Below are 18434 nucleotides of genomic sequence, written 5' to 3'. Positions count from 1 at the left end.
TGGGTGGTCAGTCCCGCCGTGACGAGGGTGAGCCAGCGGGTTCTGGTGGTGGCCGGCTGGTCGGTGGGGGCGGTGGAGAAGAGCAGGTAGATGTCGCCGACGGTGACGTCGGGGTGGATGTCGCCGTCGGCCTGGCCCGCCTCGATGAGGGTGGTCACGGCGGTGCCGGCGCGCGCCTCTGCGGCGTGGTCGCCCGGTTCGGCGCCGAGGGTCCGGGCGGCGGCCTTGACGGCGCGGTCGGAGACGGAGGTCTCGACGACGCGGCCCAGGAAGGCGGTCAGCTCGTCCACGGCGCGGGCGCCGGAGGAGACGCGGGCGAGGGCGGCCTCGGCGTCGTCGGCGACGCGGCCGACGTACTCGGCGACGACGGCCGCCACCAGGTCGGTCTTGGTGGGGAAGTGCCGGTAGAGGGTTCCCACCGCCACGCCCGCGGCGGCGGCTATCTCGTCCATGCCGACGTCGGGTCCGTGTGCGGTGATCTGTTCGCCGGCCGCGGCGAGGATCTTCCTGCGGTTGCGGACCGCGTCGGCGCGCGGCGCCCTGGCCTGGGCCATGAGACTCGCCACCCCTTTCGCTTGCATCAACATGAACTGTGGTTCACGATAGATAGTGAATGCAGGTTCATCTTAGTCGTGAGGACTCGACATGCCCACCAAGACCGCCCTCGTCACCGGTGCCTCGTCCGGCATCGGCGAGGCCACCGCCCTGAAGCTGAAGGAACTCGGCTACACCGTCTACGGCGCGGCCCGCCGCACGGAGCGCCTGGAATCGCTGGCCGAACGGGGTGTCCTGCCGCTGGCGATGGACGTCACCGACGACGCGTCCATGCGGGCCGGCGTCGAGCGCGTCATCGCCGAGTCGGGTCGGATCGACGTGCTGGTCAACAACGCCGGCTACGGCTCCTACGGCGCCATCGAGGACGTCCCCATGGCCGAGGCCCGCCGCCAGTTCGAGGTCAACGTCTTCGGCGCCATGCGGCTGGCCCAGCTCGCCCTGCCCCACATGCGTGCCCAGCACGGCGGGACCGTCGTCAACATCACCTCCATGGGCGGCAAGATCCACACCCCGCTCGGCGGCTGGTACCACGGCACCAAGTTCGCCCTCGAAGCCCTCAGCGACTGCCTGCGCATGGAGGCCAGGCCCTTCGGCGTCGACGTCGTCGTCATCGAACCCGGCGGTATCGCCACCGAGTGGGGCGGCATCGCCGCCGACCACCTGCGCGAGACCTCGGGCGCGGGCGCCTACGCCAGGCAGGCCGACGCCGTGGCCGCCTCCCTCGGCTCGGAGGGCAACGCCAGGCGCAACTCGCCGCCCCAGGTCATCGCTGACGCCATCGGCAGGGCCGTCACCACCCGCCGCCCCCGCACCCGCTACGCGACCGGCTTCGCCGCCCGCCCGTTGATCGCCCTGCGGCGCGTGCTGCCCGACCGCGCCTTCGACGCCGTCATCAGGCGCGCCGTCGGCGTCCCCGGCTGAGCGCCGGCCCGCCGCCCGCCCCGGGCGCGTGCGGCGAGGTCATCCGGAGCGCACCGCCGTCGACTCGGGCCCCGGATCGGCCGGGTGGCCGACGCCCGCGATCTCGGGGGCGGGAACGCCGCGTGGCCGCAGTCCTGCGGTCAGGCCGACGAGCACCACGGCGATGCCCAGCCAGACCGAGGGCCTCGGGACGCCGGAGCCGGTGACGGCGCCCACGGCCGCCGCGGCCAGCGGTGCGATACCGGTGAGCAGCCCGGCGTGCCCGGACCCGACGGCGCGCACCGTCGAGTACCACAGCACGAAGGCGACCGCCGTCACCAACAGCGCCTGGTAGCCGGTGGCCGCCCAGTGGGGCCCGGACAACTCCCGCACGGCCTGGGGGCCTTCCGCCGTCGCGCCGAGGACCGCCAGCATCAGACCGCCGAGCCACGTCGCGTGCACGGACACCCCCCACGGGCTGTGCCGCCGCAGCACCGGCACGGCGAGCAGCGTGAACCCGGCCTCGCAGCCCAGCACCAGCGCCGCCCAGGCCACCCCGACGGCGTCGGTGTGGCCCGTGCCCTCCACCAGCATCGCGCCCACCATCACGACCGGCGCCGCCAGCAGGACCTGCCGGCTCGGCCTGCGCCGTTCCAGCAGGGGGCCCACCACGCCGAGAACCAGCGGCGCGCACGCGACCGCGACGGCGATCACCGCGGGCTCCGCGTGCGCGACGCCCCTGACCACGGCCACGTTGAACAGCACCAGACCGGTCAGCGCGAGGCCGGTCAACCACAGCCACTCCCGTCCGCGCGGCCACACCAGCCGGGCACCGGCCAGCCGGGCGAAGAGCACGAGGATCGCGGTCGCGGCCACGTAGCGCACGGCCTGGGTGGTGAACAGCGGGGCGTCGACGAGTACCCGCGAGACGGTGACGCTGCCGCCGACCAGCATCATCCCGGCCATACCTGGCACGAGCTGGGCGAACGAAGCGGAAGGTGTGTTCATGAGGCCCACCCTGCCCGCACAATGGCTGCCATGGGCAGGTCCACAATGCCGCCGCGCGAGGGGTCCAAAAAGCCGTCCCGAACGGGTGCGGCCGTCGGCTCCGACTTCCTCCAACTGGACATCGACGAGGCGCCGCCCGGCGGGCGCACCGCCTGGCTCGCCGACCGGCTGCGGTCGGCCATCGCCGACGGCCGGCTGCCCGTCGGGTCGCGGCTGCCCGCGAGCCGCGTGCTGGCCGAGGAACTGCGCGTCACCCGCGGCGTGGTCACCGAGGCCTACCAGCGGCTCGCCGAGTCGGGACAGATAGCCGGTCGGGGCCGGCGCGGCACGGTCGTCGTGGCGGCGCCCGCCACGCCGGGCGAGCCCGCCCGCGACGCGGCCGTGCCCGGGCCCGTGCTCTTCGGTCCGGCCGACGGAGAGGTCGCCGTCGACCTGCTGCGTGCCCAGCCCTGCCGCATCGATCTCTCCCCGGGCGTCCCCGATCTCGCCGCGTTCCCCCGCGCCGGCTGGCTGCGCGCCGAACGCGCCGTCCTCGCCGGTCTCGGCCGGGCCGACCTCGGGTACGGCGACCCCCAGGGCACCCCCGCGCTCCGCCGGGCCGTCGTCGGCTGGCTGGCCCGCAACCGCGGCATCCGCGCCCACCCGGACGAGGTCATCGTGGTCGCCGGCGTGGCGCAGGCCCTCGGCCTGCTCGGGCAGCTCCTGCGGGCGGAGGGGATCCGGGACATCGCCGTCGAGGACCCCGGATCGCTCGGCACCCGCCAGCAGTTGACGTACGGCGGCCACACGCTCCTGCCCGTCCCCGTGGACGAGCGCGGACTCGACGTCGGCGCGCTGCGCGCCGGCGGCGCCCGGGCCGTGCTGCTCACCCCGGCCCACCAGTTCCCCACCGGCGTCGTCCTGGACGGGGAACGCCGTCGCGAGCTGCTGGGCTGGGCCGCCGAGGGCGGGGTGGTCATCGAGGACGACTACGACGCCGAGCACCGCTACGACCGGCCGCCGGTGCCGGCGCTGCGCTCGCTGATGCCCGACGGCGTCTGCTACGCGGGCAGCGTCTCCAAGCTGCTGGCGCCCGCGCTCCGGGTGGGCTGGCTCCTCGTCCCGCCGGGCCGCCGGGACGCCCTGGTGACGGCGAAGAGGTTCACGGACCTCGGCAACGGTGTCCTCACCCAGCTGGTCCTCGCCCGCCTGATGGACTCCGGCGAGCTGGAACGGCACCTGCGGCACGTCAGGTCGCGCCACCGCCGCCGTCGGGACGCGATGCTGCGGGCCATCGAGGCACACCTGCCCGGCGCCCGCGTCCACGGCGCCGCCGCCGGCCTGCACCTGATGGTCACCTTCGACGACCGGGGGAGAGGCTTCCGCGACACCGACCTCGCCGCGGCCGCCCTGGCCCGGGGCGTCAAGACGCACCCCCTGTCCTGGCACCGGATCGGCCCCGGCGCACCCGGCCTGGTCCTCGGCTACGCGGCGGGCCCCGCCCACGAGATCGACGAGGGCATCGCCCTGGTCGGGGAGGCCCTGCGCGACCACGCGCCGTGCGGTGGCTACACTGCCCGATGATCGACTCGACCGCCGCCGGCATCCGTGAACGCCTGGCCGAACACCGGGCCGGCTTCGACGTCCGGTTCGCCGCCTACTTCGACGCCCTCGCCCAACGCCCCCTGCCATGCAGCGACTTCGTGCCCGAGTGCCTGGGGCTGCTGCGGGACCTGTCACTGCGCGGCGGGAAACGCCTGCGGGTGGCGCTGCTCCACGAGGCGGCCGGCCTGGTGACCGCCGACACCCCGGCGGGCCTCGACGAGGCCGGGCTGAGCATCGAACTCCTCCAGACCCACGGGCTGGTCCACGACGACATCATCGACGACTCCCCCACCCGCCGCGGCGGGCCCTCCGTCCACCACGCCTACCGCCAGCGGTTGCCGAACACCCCGCACACCGCCCTGGGGCTGGCCGTGCTCGCCGGCGACCTGGCCGCCTTCCTCTCCGTCCAGGTCCTGCTGGAGGCCAAAGTCCCCGCCGCACTGCGACTCGCCATGGCCGAGGTCCAACTCGCCACCGGAGCCGACACCGTCATCGGCCAGATACTCGACCTGGAACGCGACTTCCACCACCTGCCGGACCGCGCGATGCTCGACGCCGTCTCCGACCACAAGACCGCCCGCTACTCGGTCCTCGCCCCGCTCCGCCTCGGCCTGCTCGCCGCCGGCGAGGACATCGCGGCCCACGACGCCCGGCTACGCCGGTACGCGACACTCGTCGGCATCAGCGGAACCCTGCGCGACGACTACCTCGACCTGTTCGGGGACCCCGAGGTCCTCGGCAAACCGGCGGGCTCCGACCTCCGCGAGGGCCGCCGCACCTACGCCGTCTGCGCCGTCCTCGCGGCCGCCACCCCCACGGAGCGGGACACCGTGGAGGAGGCGCTGGCCGCGCCCGACTGCCCGCCGGACACCGTCGACGCCGTGCGGAGGATCGCGCTACGCCACGGCGTCGACGACCGGCTCCGCGAGGACATCCTCGGCACCGCCCGGGCGGCGGCCGCCGAAGCGGCCAGCTGGCGGCCGCACTGGCGCGCCGACGCCGTCGCCTTCTTCGAACACCTGCCCCTCTGGGGCGCCGAACGGACCCGCTAGGTCCTGTCCGGGGTCGACCGGCGCTCGGGGTCCGCGTCGGCCGGCGGTGGGTCGCTGATGCCGAGGCGCAGGTGTTCGACGTGGTAGAGGGCCTGGTCGAGCAGCGCGGCGACGTGGTTGTCGTAGAGGGAGTACACGACGGAACGCCCCTTGCGGGTGCCGACCACCAGGTCGAGGTTGCGCAGCAGGCGCAGCTGGTGGGAGCAGGCGGACTGCTCCATGCCCACCTCGGCGGCCAACTCGGTGGCGGGCAGCGGGCCCTCGCGGAGCCGGGCGAGGATCAGCAGCCGGGAGGGGGTGGCCAGCGCCTGGAGCGTGGCCGCGACCTTGGCCGCGTTCGCCGCGTCGAGACGGGCGGGCGGGGCGCTGCTGGTGGACGGTGCTGCTCCGTGACCCATGGGCCCATGGTACGCGACCGCATGAATGCATGAACTCTTGTTCATGCGTTCCTGTTATGGTGGCGGGGCCGGAGAACCCTCCGCCCCTCCCTGCCCGATCCGTCGAAGGGCCCGTTGCCATGTCCTCCACCCTCACGCGCCCCGCCGGGGCCGGCGACGCCGTCCGCGACACGGCGCCGCCACGGCGGCGCACCAGGATCCTCGCGGTGCCTGAGGCGCGCTGGGCGGCCGCCGCACTGGCGCTGTTCCTGCTCGCCCTGCCCCTGTACCTGGCCGGGACGCCGGCCTGGGCGTGGGGCCCGCTGTTCGCGGCCGTCTACGTGACGGGCGGCTGGGAGCCCGGCTGGGCCGGCCTCCAGGCCCTCAGGGAGCGGACGCTCGACGTCGACCTGCTGATGGTGGTCGCCGCGCTCGGGGCGGCGGCCATCGGCCAGGTGCTCGACGGCGCGTTGCTGATCGTCATCTTCGCCACCTCGGGCGCGCTGGAGGCGATCGCCACCGCGCGGACGGCCGACTCCGTGCGCGGCCTGCTCGACCTCGCGCCCACCACCGCCACCCGGCTCACGGGCGACGGCGGCGAGGAGACCGTCCCCACCGGGCGACTGGCCGTGGGCGATGTCGTCCTGGTGCGTCCCGGCGAGCGGATCGGCGCCGACGGCCGGGTGGTGGACGGCGCCAGCGACGTCGACCAGGCGACCATCACCGGCGAGCCCCTGCCGGTCGCCAGGGGAGTCGGCGACGAGGTGTTCGCCGGCACGCTGAACGGCACCGGCGCCCTGCGGGTGCGGGTGGAGCGCGATCCCGCGGACTCCGTGATCGCCCGGATCGTGGCCATGGTCGAGGAGGCGTCCGAGACCAAGGCGCCGACCCAGCTGTTCATCGAGAAGGTCGAACAGCGCTACAGCCTGGGCATGGTCCTGGCCACCGTCGCCCTGTTCGCCGTGCCGCTGCTGTTCGGCGCCGACCTCCAGTCCACGCTGCTGCGCGCGATGACCTTCATGATCGTCGCCTCGCCCTGCGCCGTGGTGCTGGCCACCATGCCGCCGCTGCTGTCCGCGATCGCCAACGCCGGCCGGCACGGCGTCCTGGTGAAGTCGGCCGTGGTGATGGAGCGGCTCGGGCAGGTGGACGCGGCCGCGTTGGACAAGACGGGCACCCTGACCGAGGGCACCCCGCGGGTGACCGACGTCCTCCCGCTCGACGGCTCGGGGCTCACCGACGACGCACTGCTGCGACTCGCGGCGGCCGCCGAGCACCCCAGCGAACACCCCCTGGCCCGCGCCATGGTGGACGCCGCCCGCGACCTCGCGATCCCGCCGGCCGAGGACTTCGCCTCCACCCCGGGCGTCGGCGTCACCGCCACGGTCGAGGGCCGGACGGTCGCCGTCGGCAGCCCCGCCCGGCTGCTCGACGCCGACCGGCCCGGCCCGGCCGCCGCCGTGGTCGCCGGCCTCGAGGAGGACGGCCGCACCGCCGTCCTGGTCACCCTGGACGGCGCTCCGGTGGGCGTGCTCGGCATCGCCGACCGGCTCCGCGACGAGGCCGCCGCCACCGTCGCCGCCCTGGGCGGGTTGACCGGCACCGCCCCGATCCTGGTCACCGGCGACAACCCGCGCGCCGCCCACCGGCTGGCCGCCGAGGTCGGCATCACCGACGTGCGCGCCGGGCTGCTGCCCCAGGACAAGGTCGCGGCCGTCCGGGAGTTGGCGGACGCCGGCCGGAAGGTGCTGGTCGTCGGCGACGGCGTCAACGACGCCCCCGCGCTGGCCGCCGCGCACACCGGCGTCGCCATGGGCCGCGCCGGCTCCGACCTCGCCCTGGAAACCGCCGACGCCGTCGTCGTCCGCGACGAACTCGCCACCATTCCGGCGGTCGTGAACCTCTCCCGGCGCGCCCGCCGCCTCGTGATCCAGAACCTGGTGATCGCCGGCGTCTTCATCACCGGCCTGGTCGTCTGGGACCTGGTCGGCAACCTGCCGCTCCCGCTCGGTGTGGCGGGCCACGAGGGCTCCACGGTGATCGTCGGCCTCAACGGCCTACGCCTCCTCGCCGACGGCGCCTGGCGCCGGGCCGCCGCGGGCACGGACCGGTGAGCCGGGCGATGTCCCGGGGTTCCAGCCGGAGCCGGCGCGGCACCTCCGCCGACTCGGCCGCGGTCGGCGGCTGTTCCGGGTAGCGCCGCACCGTGTACCGCGCGCCCTCCGCGTGCGGCCGTCCCGGCGATGCCACGGCGGCGCCCGCCGCACCCGAACGAGGGAAACCGGGCCGAGAGAATCGTTCCGCCATACGTGGATCCCGCCGGGGTCGTGTGTATTCGGTGCGGGCGGCCCGGAACCCGCTCGGGACGTGCTCTCCACCCGTGGACGAGGCAACCGTGCCGGAACGCCCGCCTCTCGCCGCCGAACGGAGAACCCACCATGGCCTCGGATCTCGTCACCTCGATTCCGGCGAACATCCCCCACACCCTCAGCATCGACCTCAACACCAAGGACACCAGGAAGGTCCGCTCCTACGCCGGGCACGTGCACGTCGACAACACGGAGCACCCCGGAACCGAGAACCACCTGTTCTACTGGTTCTTCGAGAGCCAGACCTGCAATCCCCACGTCGCCGTCCCCGACCAACAGGACCTGATCAGCCGGACGCCGCTGCTGATCTGGCTCAACGGCGGCCCCGGCGCCTCCTCGTTGCTCGGCCTCTTCCTGGAGAACGGCCCGCTGTCGATCGCCGACGACGCCGCCGGCACGATCTCGGTGACCCCCAGGAGCTGGAACCAGGAGGCGCACGTCGTCTACTGGGACCAGCCCCTCGGCACCGGATACAGCTACTCCGACGTCGAGGACGAGTACGTCCGGGACGAGGAGGCCCTCGGCCGGATGTTCTGGCAGGCCCTCCAGGAGTTCTTCCGCCTGCACCCCGAGTACGCCAGATGCCCGCTCTACGTCTGCGGCGAGAGCTACGCGGGCAAGTACGTGCCGGCCATCGCCCTGGAGATCGACCGGCGGAACAGCGCGGGGCCCGAGGGCCGACACCTCGACCTCAGGGGGATCGCCGTCGGCAACGGCTGGATCACCCCCGAGCTCTCGCTCCGCGTCATGATCGACTACGCCTACGCCACCGGCTACCTCGGCATCAGCGGGCGTGACTCCCTCCTTGACTCCTACGCCGCCTTCCAGACCGTCCTGCGGGCCGGCGACATGAAGGAGGCCACCAGGCTCGGCAACGACCTGGTCAACACGGTCCTCGCCTACGGCGGCAACTTCGATCTCTACGACGTCCGCCGCTGGGACGACATCTCCATGGGCGCGCTGCGCGCCTACCTCAACAGCCCGGACGTCAAGAAGGCCCTGCACGTGCACGCCGACGTCACCTGGGAGTGCGGCGACAACGAGGGCCCGGTGGCGGAGGCCCTGGTGGAGGACAACATGGCGGACGCCTCCGGCAAGTACGGGGAGCTCATCGACAAGGGCTACCAGACCCTGCTCTACACCGGGAACTTCGACCTCGCCTGCGGATACCGGTGCACCGAGGAGATCCTCGACGGCCTGATGGAACAGCGCGGCGAACAGGCGGAGTGGCGCAACGCGCCCCGGCTGGTCTGGACCCAGGCGCAACAGAACCCCAAGGGCTTCGTCCGCCGGCTGCGCAACCTGACGCAGGTCGCCGTGCCCGACTCGGGACACGAGGTGCCGGCCTACCAGCCCGAGATCTGCCGGGAGATGCTCTACAACTGGCTCTTCGACCGGCCCTTCGCCGGCTACGACCCGCAGCAGCAGGCCAAGCCGCGCAACGGCAACGGCGGGTCGCGCAAGGCGTGACCGCCCCCGCGCCGGCGCCCGGGTCGCGGCCCTGACGCGGGGCGCGGCACACGTTTCGGCAACTGCCGGAGAAAACGAAAGGGAAATACCGATGGCGGACGATCCACAGAAGGCCCTCGAGGACTTCCTGAAGAAGATCCAGGAGTGGTACGCGGCCGACTACCGGGGATTCGCGACCCTGTTCGACACGGCGATCGCGAACGTGGTGCCCTACCCCGAGGGAACGAAACCGGAGGTGCGGCAGGACTGGCGAGGGAAGAAGATCAAGGATCTCTGCGACTTCTTCCGGGAGTGGTACGAGTGGGACTGGAAGGCGAAGCCGAACGAAGGGCTGTACTACATCGAGAAGTTCAGCTGGATCAACTACGAGAACGACTACGGCATGGTCTTCGTCACCTGCGGTGCCGGTAGGGAGATGATGTACGAGTTCACCAAAGTGCAGGGCCTGCAGGCGGATTACCCGGGCACGGAGGGGCAGCAGCTCATCGACATCTGGAAGGCCGAACTCGGCTCCAGGATGGACGACTTCTCGACGGGCCCGTGGGCCACCTTCAACGACTTCTTCGTCCGGGACCTCAAGGACGACAAGAGGCGGCCGATCGACGCCGAGGACGACAACAGCGTCGTGGTCGCGCCGACCGACTGCGTCATCAACATGATCGTCGACGAGCTGACCGCGGAGACGCCGATCCCCGTCAAGACGGTCACGATGAACGTCAAGCAGTTGCTGGCCGACTCCGAGTACCACAGGAAGTTCATCCCGAGCAAGGACGAGAACGGCGATCCGGTTCCCGGGGGAACGGCCGTCTCCTGCATCCTGCTGCCCGACACCTACCACTGGTACCACTCGCCGGTCGCGGGTGAGGTGGTGGAGGCCCACGACGACATCGGCGGCGTTCTCTACGGAATGCGCGACTTTCCCGGGCTGCTCAACAAGGGAAACGTCGGATACGGCTTCGACTACGAGATGTTCGACGACTTCCGCCGGGGATACGTCATCTTCAGGACGACGTTCAAGGACCCGCTGGGAAAGGAACACGAGACCTTCGTGGGGATGGTGACCGTCGGCCTCAACTCGATCGGCTCCGTGAACTTCCTACCGGAGTTCCGGAACCCGAAGAAGCCGGTGCAGGTGACGAAGGGGCAGAAGGTCGGCAACTTCAAGTACGGCGGCTCGCTGAACATCCTGCTGTTCGAGTACGGCCGGTTCCCCGCACTCCAGGTGTACATGGGGCAACGCATCGGAACCCTGGAGAAGCGGGACCGGACGGAGAAGCTGTTCGTTCACCCCCATCACAGCCAGGCCCGCCGGCGCCTGTTCACGGCGCCCTGACCCCCGCCCCACCCCGGCCGGTACCACTCGGCGAGGGAGTCGCGGTCGTAGGCGGCGCGGCCTGACGGCCCCGGCGATCGTGCCGGCCGCGACCCTCCGCTCGCTGGTCATGGCGGCGCCTCCCGCTGTGTCCTTCCGCCGTCTTGTGGCCCGACCGAACATTCGGTTAGCGTGCGGCACGGCCACATAATCCAGCCCGACCCCTGCCTGTCAAGAGGTGGACCGCATGCCGCAGTTGAGTCCGCAAGGCCCCGACTTCCCCGCCCGCCACCGCGCGCTGCTCGAACAGGCGGTGGCGGCGGCCGGGCGTCGCGAGCACTGGACCCCCTATCCGGAGTCCCCGAGCAAGTCGGTGTACGGGGAGGACGCCGCGAAGCTCGGCGAGACGGCCTTCCACGACCAGGTCGGCCGGGCGTTCGAACTGCCGGGGCATCCGGGCGAGTCGCTGATGTCGCCCGGCGAGCGGTCCCCGTACGGCTTCCCGCTCGACATCGCCTACCCCCGCGTCGGGCCGGACGCGGCCGTGGCCGCCGCGAAGGCCGCCGTCCCCGCCTGGCGGGACGCGGGACCCGACGTCCGCGCCGGCGTCGCCGTCGAGATCCTGGCCCGGCTGAACGCGTCGAGCTTCGAGATCGCGCAGGCCGTGCAGCACACCACGGGGCAGCCCTTCGTGATGGCCTTCCAGGCCGGCGGGCCGCACGCCCAGGACCGGGGGCTCGAGGCGGTCGCGTACGCCTGGGCGGAGCAGAAGCGGCACGTGGAGCGGGCCCGGTGGAGCAAGCCGCAGCGCAGGGGCGGGCCGCTCGTGCTGGACAAGAGGTTCACGCCGGTCGGCCGGGGGGTCTCCCTGCTGGTCGCCTGCAACACCTTCCCGACCTGGAACGGCTATCCGGGGCTCTTCGCCTCCCTGGTCACCGGGAACCCCGTCGTGGTCAAGCCGCACGCGGGCGCCGTGCTGCCGCTGGCGATCACCGTGCGCACCGCCCGCGAGGTGCTCGCCGAGGCGGGCTTCGACCCGAACCTGGTGGTCCTCGCCGCCGAGGAGCCGGGCGAGCGGACCGCGGCCGACCTCGCACTCCACCCCGACGTGCGGATCGTCGACTTCACCGGCTCCACCGAGTTCGGCGACTGGCTGGAGGCCAACGCCCGCCAGGCCGTCGTCCACACCGAGAAGGCCGGCCTCAACACCGTCGTGCTGGACTCCACCGACGACTACCGCGGCCTGCTCGGCAACCTGGCCTTCTCCCTGGCGCTGTACAGCGGCCAGATGTGCACCACCCCGCAGAACCTCCTCGTCCCCCGCGCGGGCATCGACACCGACCAGGGCACGCGGACCGCCGACGAGTTCGCCGCCGACCTGGCCGCCGCGCTGGACGGGCTGCTGGCCGATCCGGCCCGTGCCGCCGGCACGCTGGGCGCCGTCGTGAACGCCGGCGTGCGCGAGCGGCTGACGCGGGCGGCCGAACTCGGCCGCACCGTGCGCGCCTCGACGCGGATCGCGCTCCCCGAACACCCGGAGGCGGACGTCCGCACCCCGCTGGTGGCCCGGCTGGACGCGGACACCGACCGGGACACCTACACCCGCGAGTGGTTCGGCCCCGTCTCGTTCGTCATCGGCACCGACTCCACCGAGCACAGCCTCCGCGTCTTCCGGGACACCGTGCGCGCGCACGGCGCGCTGACCGCCGCCGTCCACTCCACGAGCGAGGCGGTGCTCGCGGCCGCCGAGCGGTCCGCGCTGGAGGCGGGCGTCCACCTGTCCGAGAACCTCACCGGCGGGGTGTTCGTCAACCAGTCGGCCGCCTTCAGCGACTTCCACGGCAGCGCCGCCAACCCGGCGGCCAGCGCCACCCTCTCCGACCCGGCCTTCGTCACCGGCCGGTTCGCCACGCTCCAGTCGCGCCGCCCGGCCCCCGCCGAGGAGCCCGCCGAGGAGCCCGCCGAGGAGCCCGTCGATGCCTGACGAGGTCTACCTGGTCGACGGGGCCCGCACCCCGCAGGGCCGCTACGGCGGAGCCCTGGCCGGCGTGCGCCCCGACGACCTCGCCGCCCTCGTGGTCGGCGAGGCCGTGCGCCGCGCCGGCATACCGGCGGACGCCGTCGACGAGGTCGTGCTGGGCGCCGCCAACCAGGCCGGCGAGGACAACCGCGACGTGGCGCGCATGGCCGTGCTGCTGGCCGGACTCCCGCACACCGTGCCCGGCTACACCGTCAACCGGCTGTGCGCCTCCGGCCTGACGGCCGTCGCCTGCGCCGCCCAGGCGATCCGGGCCGGCGAGGCCGACCTGGTCGTCGCCGGCGGCGTCGAGTCGATGACCAGGGCCCCCTGGGTGATGGCCAAGCCCGGCACCCCCTGGGCCAGGCCTGGGGAGGTGCACGACACGTCCCTCGGCTGGCGCTTCACCAACCCGCGCTTCGCCGACGCCGGCCCCCGGGCGGCGAAGGTGACCCTGTCGATGGGCGAGACCGCCGAGGAGGTCGCCGCGCTCGACGGCATCACCCGCGCCGAGTCCGACGCCTTCGCCCTGCGCAGCCACCGGCGGGCCGTCGCGGCCCAGGCGGCCGGGCGCTTCGACCGGGAGATCGTGCCGGTGCCGGTGGAGGACGGCCACGTCACCCGCGACGAGGGGCCGCGCCCCGCCACCACGCTGGAGAAACTCGGCACGCTCCGCACCGTCTTCCGGGAGGACGGCGTCGTGACCGCCGGCTCCTCCTCGCCGCTCTCCGACGGAGCGGCCGCGCTGGTGGTGGCGAGCGCGGCGGCCGTCGAGCGGTACCGGCTCACCCCACGGGCCCGGATCGTCACCTCGGCCTCGGCCGGCGTCCGGCCCGACACCATGGGGCTCGGGCCGGTGCCCGCCACCGAGAAGGCCCTCGCCCGCGCCGGATGGCGGGCCGGCGACCTCGGCGCGGTCGAGCTCAACGAGGCGTTCGCCGCCCAGGCGTTGGCCGTGATCCGCCGGCTCAAGCTCGACGAGGAACGGGTCAACGCCGACGGCGGCGCCATCGCGCTGGGGCACCCACTCGGCTGCTCCGGCGCCCGCGTCCTGCTCACGCTGCTGGGCCGGCTGGAACGGGAGGACGCCCGCCGAGGGCTCGCCACCCTGTGCGTCGGCGTCGGCCAGGGCGTCGCCCTGCTGGTGGAGCGGGTGTGAGCGCCATGACCCACCGGACCCTCCCCGCGGTCGTCGGGGTGATCGGCGGCGGCCGGATGGGCGCCGGGATCGCGCAGTCCTTCGCGGCGGCCGGGGCCCGCGTCACCGTCGTGGAAAGCGGCGACGAGGCGGCCGCCGCGGCACTCGACCGGGTGGCGACCGGCCTCCGCCGCGCCGCCGAACGGGACCGGCTGACCGAGCCCGCCGACCGGGTGCTCGCCCGGGTGTCGACGGCGCGGACCGTCGACGACCTGCCGGCGGACGCCGGGCTCGTCGTGGAGGCCGTGCCCGAGGACGCCGCGCTCAAGGCCCGGGTGCTCGCCGCCGCCGAGCGGGCGGTGGGCGGCAGCACCGTGCTGGCCACCAACACCAGCTCCCTGTCGGTCGCCGAGCTGGCCGCCGCCCTCGCCCACCCCGGCCGGTTCCTCGGCATGCACTTCTTCAACCCGGTGCCCGCCTCCGAACTGGTCGAGATCGTGGTCGCCCCCGGCACCGACCCCGACACGGTGCGCGCCGCCCTCGACTGGACACGAGCCCTCGGCAAGAAGGACGTCGTGGTCAGGGACTCGCCCGGCTTCGCCAGCAGCCGCCTCGGCGTCGCCCTGGGACTGGAGGCGATCCGGATGGTCGAGGAGGGCGTCGCCGAACCGGAGGCCATCGACGACGCCATGCGGCTCGGCTACAAGCACCCGATGGGCCCGCTGCGCCTGACGGACCTCGTCGGGCTCGACGTACGGCTCGCCATCGCCCGGCACCTGCACACCACCCTCGGCGAGCGCTTCGCGCCGCCCCGGCTGCTGTGCGAGAAGGTCGCCCGCGGCGAGTTGGGCCGCAAGACGGGACGGGGGTTCTACCCATGGCGGTGAACGGCGAGTCAGGGAGAGAGCGGATGACCACACACCGGAAGCCCGATGCCGCGGACCACGCGGAACCGGAACTCCAGCGGCACTTCGACGCCACCATCGCCCGCGACCAACGCGTCGAGCCACGCGACTGGATGCCCGACGGCTACCGCAGGACACTGATCCGGCAGATCGCGCAGCACGCGCACTCGGAGATCATCGGCATGCAGCCCGAGGGCGAGTGGATCACCCGGGCGCCCTCGCTGCGCCGGAAGGCCATCCTGTTCGCGAAGGTCCAGGACGAGGCCGGCCACGGCCTGTACCTGTACTCGGCCGCCGAGACCCTGGGCGCGGACCGCGCGGACCTCACGGAGCGGCTGATCGAGGGCCGCCAGAAGTACTCGTCGATCTTCAACTACCCCACGCCGACCTTCGCCGACGTCGGGGTGATCGGCTGGTTCGTGGACGGCGCGGCCATCTGCAACCAGGTACCGCTGTGCCGCAGTTCCTACGGCCCCTACGCGCGCGCGATGGTGCGGGTCTGCAAGGAGGAGTCGTTCCACCAACGCCAGGGCTACGAGCTGCTGTCGACCATGATGCGCGGCACCGGGGCCCAGCGCGCGATGGTCCAGGACGCGGTGGACCGCTGGTGGTGGCCGTCCCTGATGATGTTCGGCCCGCCGGACGGCGACTCGCCCAACTCGGCCGCCTCCATGGCCTGGAAGATCAAGCGACACAGCAACGACGAGCTGCGCCAGCGCTTCGTCGACATGACCGTGCCGCAGGCGGAGAAGCTCGGCGTGACGCTGCCCGACCCCGAGCTGCGGTGGAACGAGGAGCGTGGCCGCCACGACTTCGGCACCCCCGACTGGGCCGAGCTGACGCGGGTCATCAGGGGCGAGGGGCCGTGCAACGCGCAGCGGATGGAACGCCGGCGCCGCGCCCACGAGGACGGCGCCTGGGTGCGGGAGGCGGCCACGGCGCACGCGGCGAAGCGGCGGGCGCGGGCGGACGAGGGGGCGGCGGCATGAGCGACACCGGGCGGACGAGGGCGGACTGGCCGCTGTACGAGGTGTTCGTGCGCGGCAAGCGCGGCCTGAACCACGTCCACGTCGGCTCCCTGCACGCCGCGGACGACCGGATGGCCCTCACCCACGCCCGGGACCTCTACACCCGGCGCAACGAGGGGGTGAGCATCTGGGTGGTGCGCTCGGCGCACATCACGGCCTCCACGCGCGACGAGAAGGACCCCTTCTTCGCGCCCAGCGCCGACAAGGTGTACCGCCACCCCACCTTCTACGACATCCCCGACGACGTCCCGCACATCTAGGAGCGGCACGGCATGAGCGACGACCACGTGTACCTGTCCCTCGCCGAGGAACACGACGACGGCGACGCCAGGTGGGCGTTCGGCACCGGCTTCGAGGACCCGCTGCACGGCGTGGACCCCGCCGTGCCCGCCGGCGTGGACCGGGCGGACCTCGCCGCGCGCTGTCTCGCGCTCGGCGACGACGCCCTGGTCTCGGCCCAGCGGCTCGCGGAGTGGACCACCCGCGCCCCCGAGTTGGAGGAGGAGATGGCGCTGGCCAACATCGGCCTCGACCTCCTCGGCCAGGCCCGGCTGCTGTACACCCGCTGCGGCCAGGTCGACGGCACGGGACGCGGCGAGGACGCCTACGCCTACCTCCGCGACCCGGGCGGGTTCCGCAACGTGCGACTGGCCGAACTGCCCAACGGCGACTTCGCGTTCAGCGTCGTGCGGCTGCTGGTGCTGGCCAGCTGGCGGCTGGCGCACTTCGAGCGGCTGACGGCGGACCCGGATCCGGTGCTCGCCGCCGTCGCCGCCAAGGGCGTGAAGGAGCTGGCCTACCACCGCCAGTGGGCCGCCGAGTGGGTGGTGCGCCTCGGCGACGGCACCGACGAGTCGCACGCCCGCACCCAGGCGGCCCTCGACCGGGCGGCCCCGTACCTGGGGGAGTTGTTCGCGGCGTACGACGTCCGCGCCGACGTCCTGGCGGTCCTGGGCCAGGTGACGGACGCGGCCGGACTCCGCCTGCCGCCCGCGCCGCCGCTGCCCGGCCACGGCCGGGACGGCGGCCACACCGAGCACCTCGCCCCACTGCTCGACGAGTTGCAGTCCCTGGCCAGGGCCCACCCGGGGGCGACATGGTGACCCCGCTCAGCGAGGCCCGGCGCGCCCGCCGGATCGCCGAGCGCGTCCCCGACCCCGAACTGCCCATGCTCACCCTCGCCGACCTCGGGGTGCTGCGCGACGTCGAGATCACCCCCGACGGGACGGTCGTCGCGAGCCTCACCCCCACCTACTCCGGCTGCCCGGCCATGGCCGAGATGCGCGCCACGGTGGCCGCCCGGCTGACGGCCGCCGGCTACGCCAGGGTGGCGGTCCGCACGGTGCTCGACCCGCCGTGGACCACCGACTGGATCACGCCCGCCGGGCGCCGCAAGCTCGCCGAGCACGGCATCGCCCCGCCGGGACCGGCACCGCGACCCGGGCCCGGGCCGCTGCCGCTGCTGCTGTCCCCGACCCGGCGCGCGGTGCCGTGCCCGCGCTGCGACTCGGCGGACACCGAGGAGACCGCCCGGTTCGGCGCCACCTCCTGCCGGGCGTTGTGGCGCTGCCGCGCCTGCCGCGAGCCGTTCGAGTACGTCAGGGAGATCTGATGCAGCACCCACGGCGCCGCCCCGCCTTCCACGCCCTGCGGGTGGCCGCGGTGCGGCGACTGTGCCAGGACGCGGCCACCGTCGCGTTCGAGGTCCCGGACGCGCTGGCCGACGCGTTCGCCTTCGCCCCCGGCCAGTCGCTCACCCTCCGCCGGCGGATCGACGGGCGGGACGAGCGACGCTCCTACTCCATCTGCGCCCCGGCCGGCGAACCGCCCCGCATCGGGGTGCGCGAGGTGCCCGGCGGCCTGTTCTCCTCCTGGCTGGTCCACGAGGTCGAACCGGGCGACGTCATCGACGTGATGGTGCCCACCGGCGCCTTCACCCCCGACCTCACCGCGCCGGGCCGGCACGTCCTGATCGCCGCCGGCTCCGGCATCACCCCGATGCTGTCCATCGCCGAGTCCGTCCTCGCCGCCGACGACCGCTCCCGGGTCACCCTCCTCTACGGCAACCGCCGCACCGACACGGTGATGTTCGCCGACGAACTCGCCGACCTCAAGGACCTCCACCCCACCCGCTTCCACCTCGCGCACGTCCTCTCCCGGGAGCCCCGCGAAGCCGAACTGCTCAGCGGCCGCCTGGACGCCGACCGGCTCGCCGTGCTCGTGGAGAACCTGACGGACGTCGCCCACGCCGACCACTGGTGGCTGTGCGGCCCGCACGGCATGGTCACCGACGCCCGACGCGTCCTGACCGCGCTCGGCGTTCCCGCAGACCGGATCCACCGGGAGCTGTTCCACGCCGACGACGCCCCGGTGCGGGAGACACACCACCAGGACCCCACCGCCCGGGGGCCGGTCAGCCGGGTCACCATCACCCTCGACGGACGCTCCACCACCGCCGCCCTGCCCCGCGGCGGCACCCTGCTGGACGGCGCCCAACGTGCGCGTGCCGACCTGCCGTTCGCCTGCAAGGGCGGCGTCTGCGGCACCTGCCGCGCCCTGCTCACCGAGGGTCGGGCCGACATGCGCCGCAACTACGCCCTGGAACCCGCCGAGGTCGACGCCGGCTACGTCCTCACCTGCCAGACCTTCCCCGTCTCCGAGACCGTGACCGTGGACTACGACAGCTGAGGTCCCGGTGGCTGGACGGGAGGGCCGGGTG

17 protein-coding genes are annotated in these 18434 nt (G+C 73.6%); 14 read left to right on the top strand and 3 right to left on the bottom strand.

The genetic code is table 11. The features are described 5' to 3' along the window. The coding region (locus tag E1283_RS12225) for a TetR/AcrR family transcriptional regulator (RefSeq protein WP_243744790.1) at positions 1–581 on the bottom strand (581 nt) is incomplete at its 3' end. A gap of 64 nt (positions 582–645) precedes the next feature. Here E1283_RS12225 and E1283_RS12220 point away from each other — a divergent pair. Next, on the top strand, positions 646–1476 hold the full coding sequence (locus tag E1283_RS12220; protein WP_132818006.1) for an oxidoreductase: 831 nt from the start codon (positions 646–648) through the stop codon (positions 1474–1476). Positions 1477–1515: 39 nt separating this feature from the next. On the opposite strand, the gene E1283_RS12215 is transcribed toward E1283_RS12220, so the two are convergent. Further along, positions 1516–2463, bottom strand: a complete 948-nt coding sequence (locus E1283_RS12215; RefSeq protein ID WP_132818005.1) for a DMT family transporter — start codon at positions 2461–2463, stop codon at positions 1516–1518. 30 nt (positions 2464–2493) lie between these two features. Between E1283_RS12215 and pdxR the strand changes: the two genes are divergently transcribed. Both pdxR and E1283_RS12205 read left to right on the top strand, forming a co-directional pair. Then, positions 2494–4026: a MocR-like pyridoxine biosynthesis transcription factor PdxR gene (gene pdxR, locus E1283_RS12210; protein WP_425086158.1), complete on the top strand. Its 1533-nt coding sequence runs from the start codon at positions 2494–2496 to the stop codon at positions 4024–4026. Next, the gene (locus E1283_RS12205) at positions 4023–5099 is read left to right on the top strand and encodes a polyprenyl synthetase family protein (RefSeq protein ID WP_132818003.1); all 1077 of its coding nucleotides are present in this window, start codon (positions 4023–4025) and stop codon (positions 5097–5099) included. Before pdxR ends, E1283_RS12205 begins: the two co-directional genes overlap by 4 nt. Here the strand turns inward: E1283_RS12205 and E1283_RS12200 are convergent. Continuing rightward, positions 5096–5497: an ArsR/SmtB family transcription factor gene (locus E1283_RS12200; RefSeq protein WP_132818002.1), complete on the bottom strand. Its 402-nt coding sequence runs from the start codon at positions 5495–5497 to the stop codon at positions 5096–5098. The genes E1283_RS12205 and E1283_RS12200 overlap by 4 nt on opposite strands. Before the next feature lie 119 nt (positions 5498–5616). On the opposite strand from E1283_RS12200, the gene E1283_RS12195 reads away from it, so the two are divergent. From E1283_RS12195 to paaE, 11 genes are all read left to right on the top strand, one after another. Beyond that, positions 5617–7590: a heavy metal translocating P-type ATPase gene (locus tag E1283_RS12195; protein WP_132818001.1), complete on the top strand. Its 1974-nt coding sequence runs from the start codon at positions 5617–5619 to the stop codon at positions 7588–7590. A gap of 324 nt (positions 7591–7914) precedes the next feature. Continuing rightward, positions 7915–9315, top strand: a complete 1401-nt coding sequence (locus E1283_RS12185) for a S10 family peptidase (RefSeq protein ID WP_165956098.1) — start codon at positions 7915–7917, stop codon at positions 9313–9315. 91 nt (positions 9316–9406) lie between these two features. After that, the gene (locus E1283_RS12180) at positions 9407–10648 is read left to right on the top strand and encodes a phosphatidylserine decarboxylase (protein WP_132817998.1); all 1242 of its coding nucleotides are present in this window, start codon (positions 9407–9409) and stop codon (positions 10646–10648) included. Positions 10649–10874: 226 nt separating this feature from the next. Next, on the top strand, positions 10875–12611 hold the full coding sequence (paaN, locus tag E1283_RS12175) for a phenylacetic acid degradation protein PaaN (RefSeq protein WP_132817997.1): 1737 nt from the start codon (positions 10875–10877) through the stop codon (positions 12609–12611). Beyond that, positions 12604–13803: a thiolase family protein gene (locus E1283_RS12170; RefSeq protein ID WP_132817996.1), complete on the top strand. Its 1200-nt coding sequence runs from the start codon at positions 12604–12606 to the stop codon at positions 13801–13803. Before paaN ends, E1283_RS12170 begins: the two co-directional genes overlap by 8 nt. Positions 13804–13808: 5 nt before the next feature. Continuing rightward, positions 13809–14669: a 3-hydroxyacyl-CoA dehydrogenase family protein gene (locus E1283_RS12165; RefSeq protein ID WP_132818007.1), complete on the top strand. Its 861-nt coding sequence runs from the start codon at positions 13809–13811 to the stop codon at positions 14667–14669. Between the two features lie 23 nt (positions 14670–14692). Beyond that, the gene (gene paaA / locus E1283_RS12160; protein WP_132817995.1) at positions 14693–15676 is read left to right on the top strand and encodes a 1,2-phenylacetyl-CoA epoxidase subunit PaaA; all 984 of its coding nucleotides are present in this window, start codon (positions 14693–14695) and stop codon (positions 15674–15676) included. After that, on the top strand, positions 15673–15975 hold the full coding sequence (gene paaB / locus E1283_RS12155) for a 1,2-phenylacetyl-CoA epoxidase subunit PaaB (protein ID WP_132817994.1): 303 nt from the start codon (positions 15673–15675) through the stop codon (positions 15973–15975). The genes paaA and paaB overlap by 4 nt, the downstream gene beginning before the upstream one ends. Before the next feature lie 12 nt (positions 15976–15987). Beyond that, positions 15988–16818, top strand: coding sequence for a 1,2-phenylacetyl-CoA epoxidase subunit PaaC (gene paaC / locus E1283_RS12150; RefSeq protein ID WP_132817993.1), 831 nt, complete (start codon positions 15988–15990; stop codon positions 16816–16818). After that, the gene (gene paaD, locus E1283_RS12145; protein WP_132817992.1) at positions 16812–17327 is read left to right on the top strand and encodes a 1,2-phenylacetyl-CoA epoxidase subunit PaaD; all 516 of its coding nucleotides are present in this window, start codon (positions 16812–16814) and stop codon (positions 17325–17327) included. Before paaC ends, paaD begins: the two co-directional genes overlap by 7 nt. Further along, positions 17327–18403 carry a 1,2-phenylacetyl-CoA epoxidase subunit PaaE gene (gene paaE, locus E1283_RS12140; protein WP_132817991.1) on the top strand — a complete coding sequence of 359 codons (1077 nt, stop codon included), beginning with the start codon at positions 17327–17329 and terminating at the stop codon, positions 18401–18403. Before paaD ends, paaE begins: the two co-directional genes overlap by 1 nt. The last annotated feature ends 31 nt before the right edge of the window (positions 18404–18434 follow it).

The sequence above is a fragment of the Streptomyces hainanensis genome, assembly GCF_004348415.1.
Classification (GTDB): domain Bacteria; phylum Actinomycetota; class Actinomycetes; order Streptomycetales; family Streptomycetaceae; genus Streptomyces; species Streptomyces hainanensis.
Note: the sequence above shows the minus strand (reverse complement) of the source record. Positions and strands in the feature narration are given on the sequence as shown.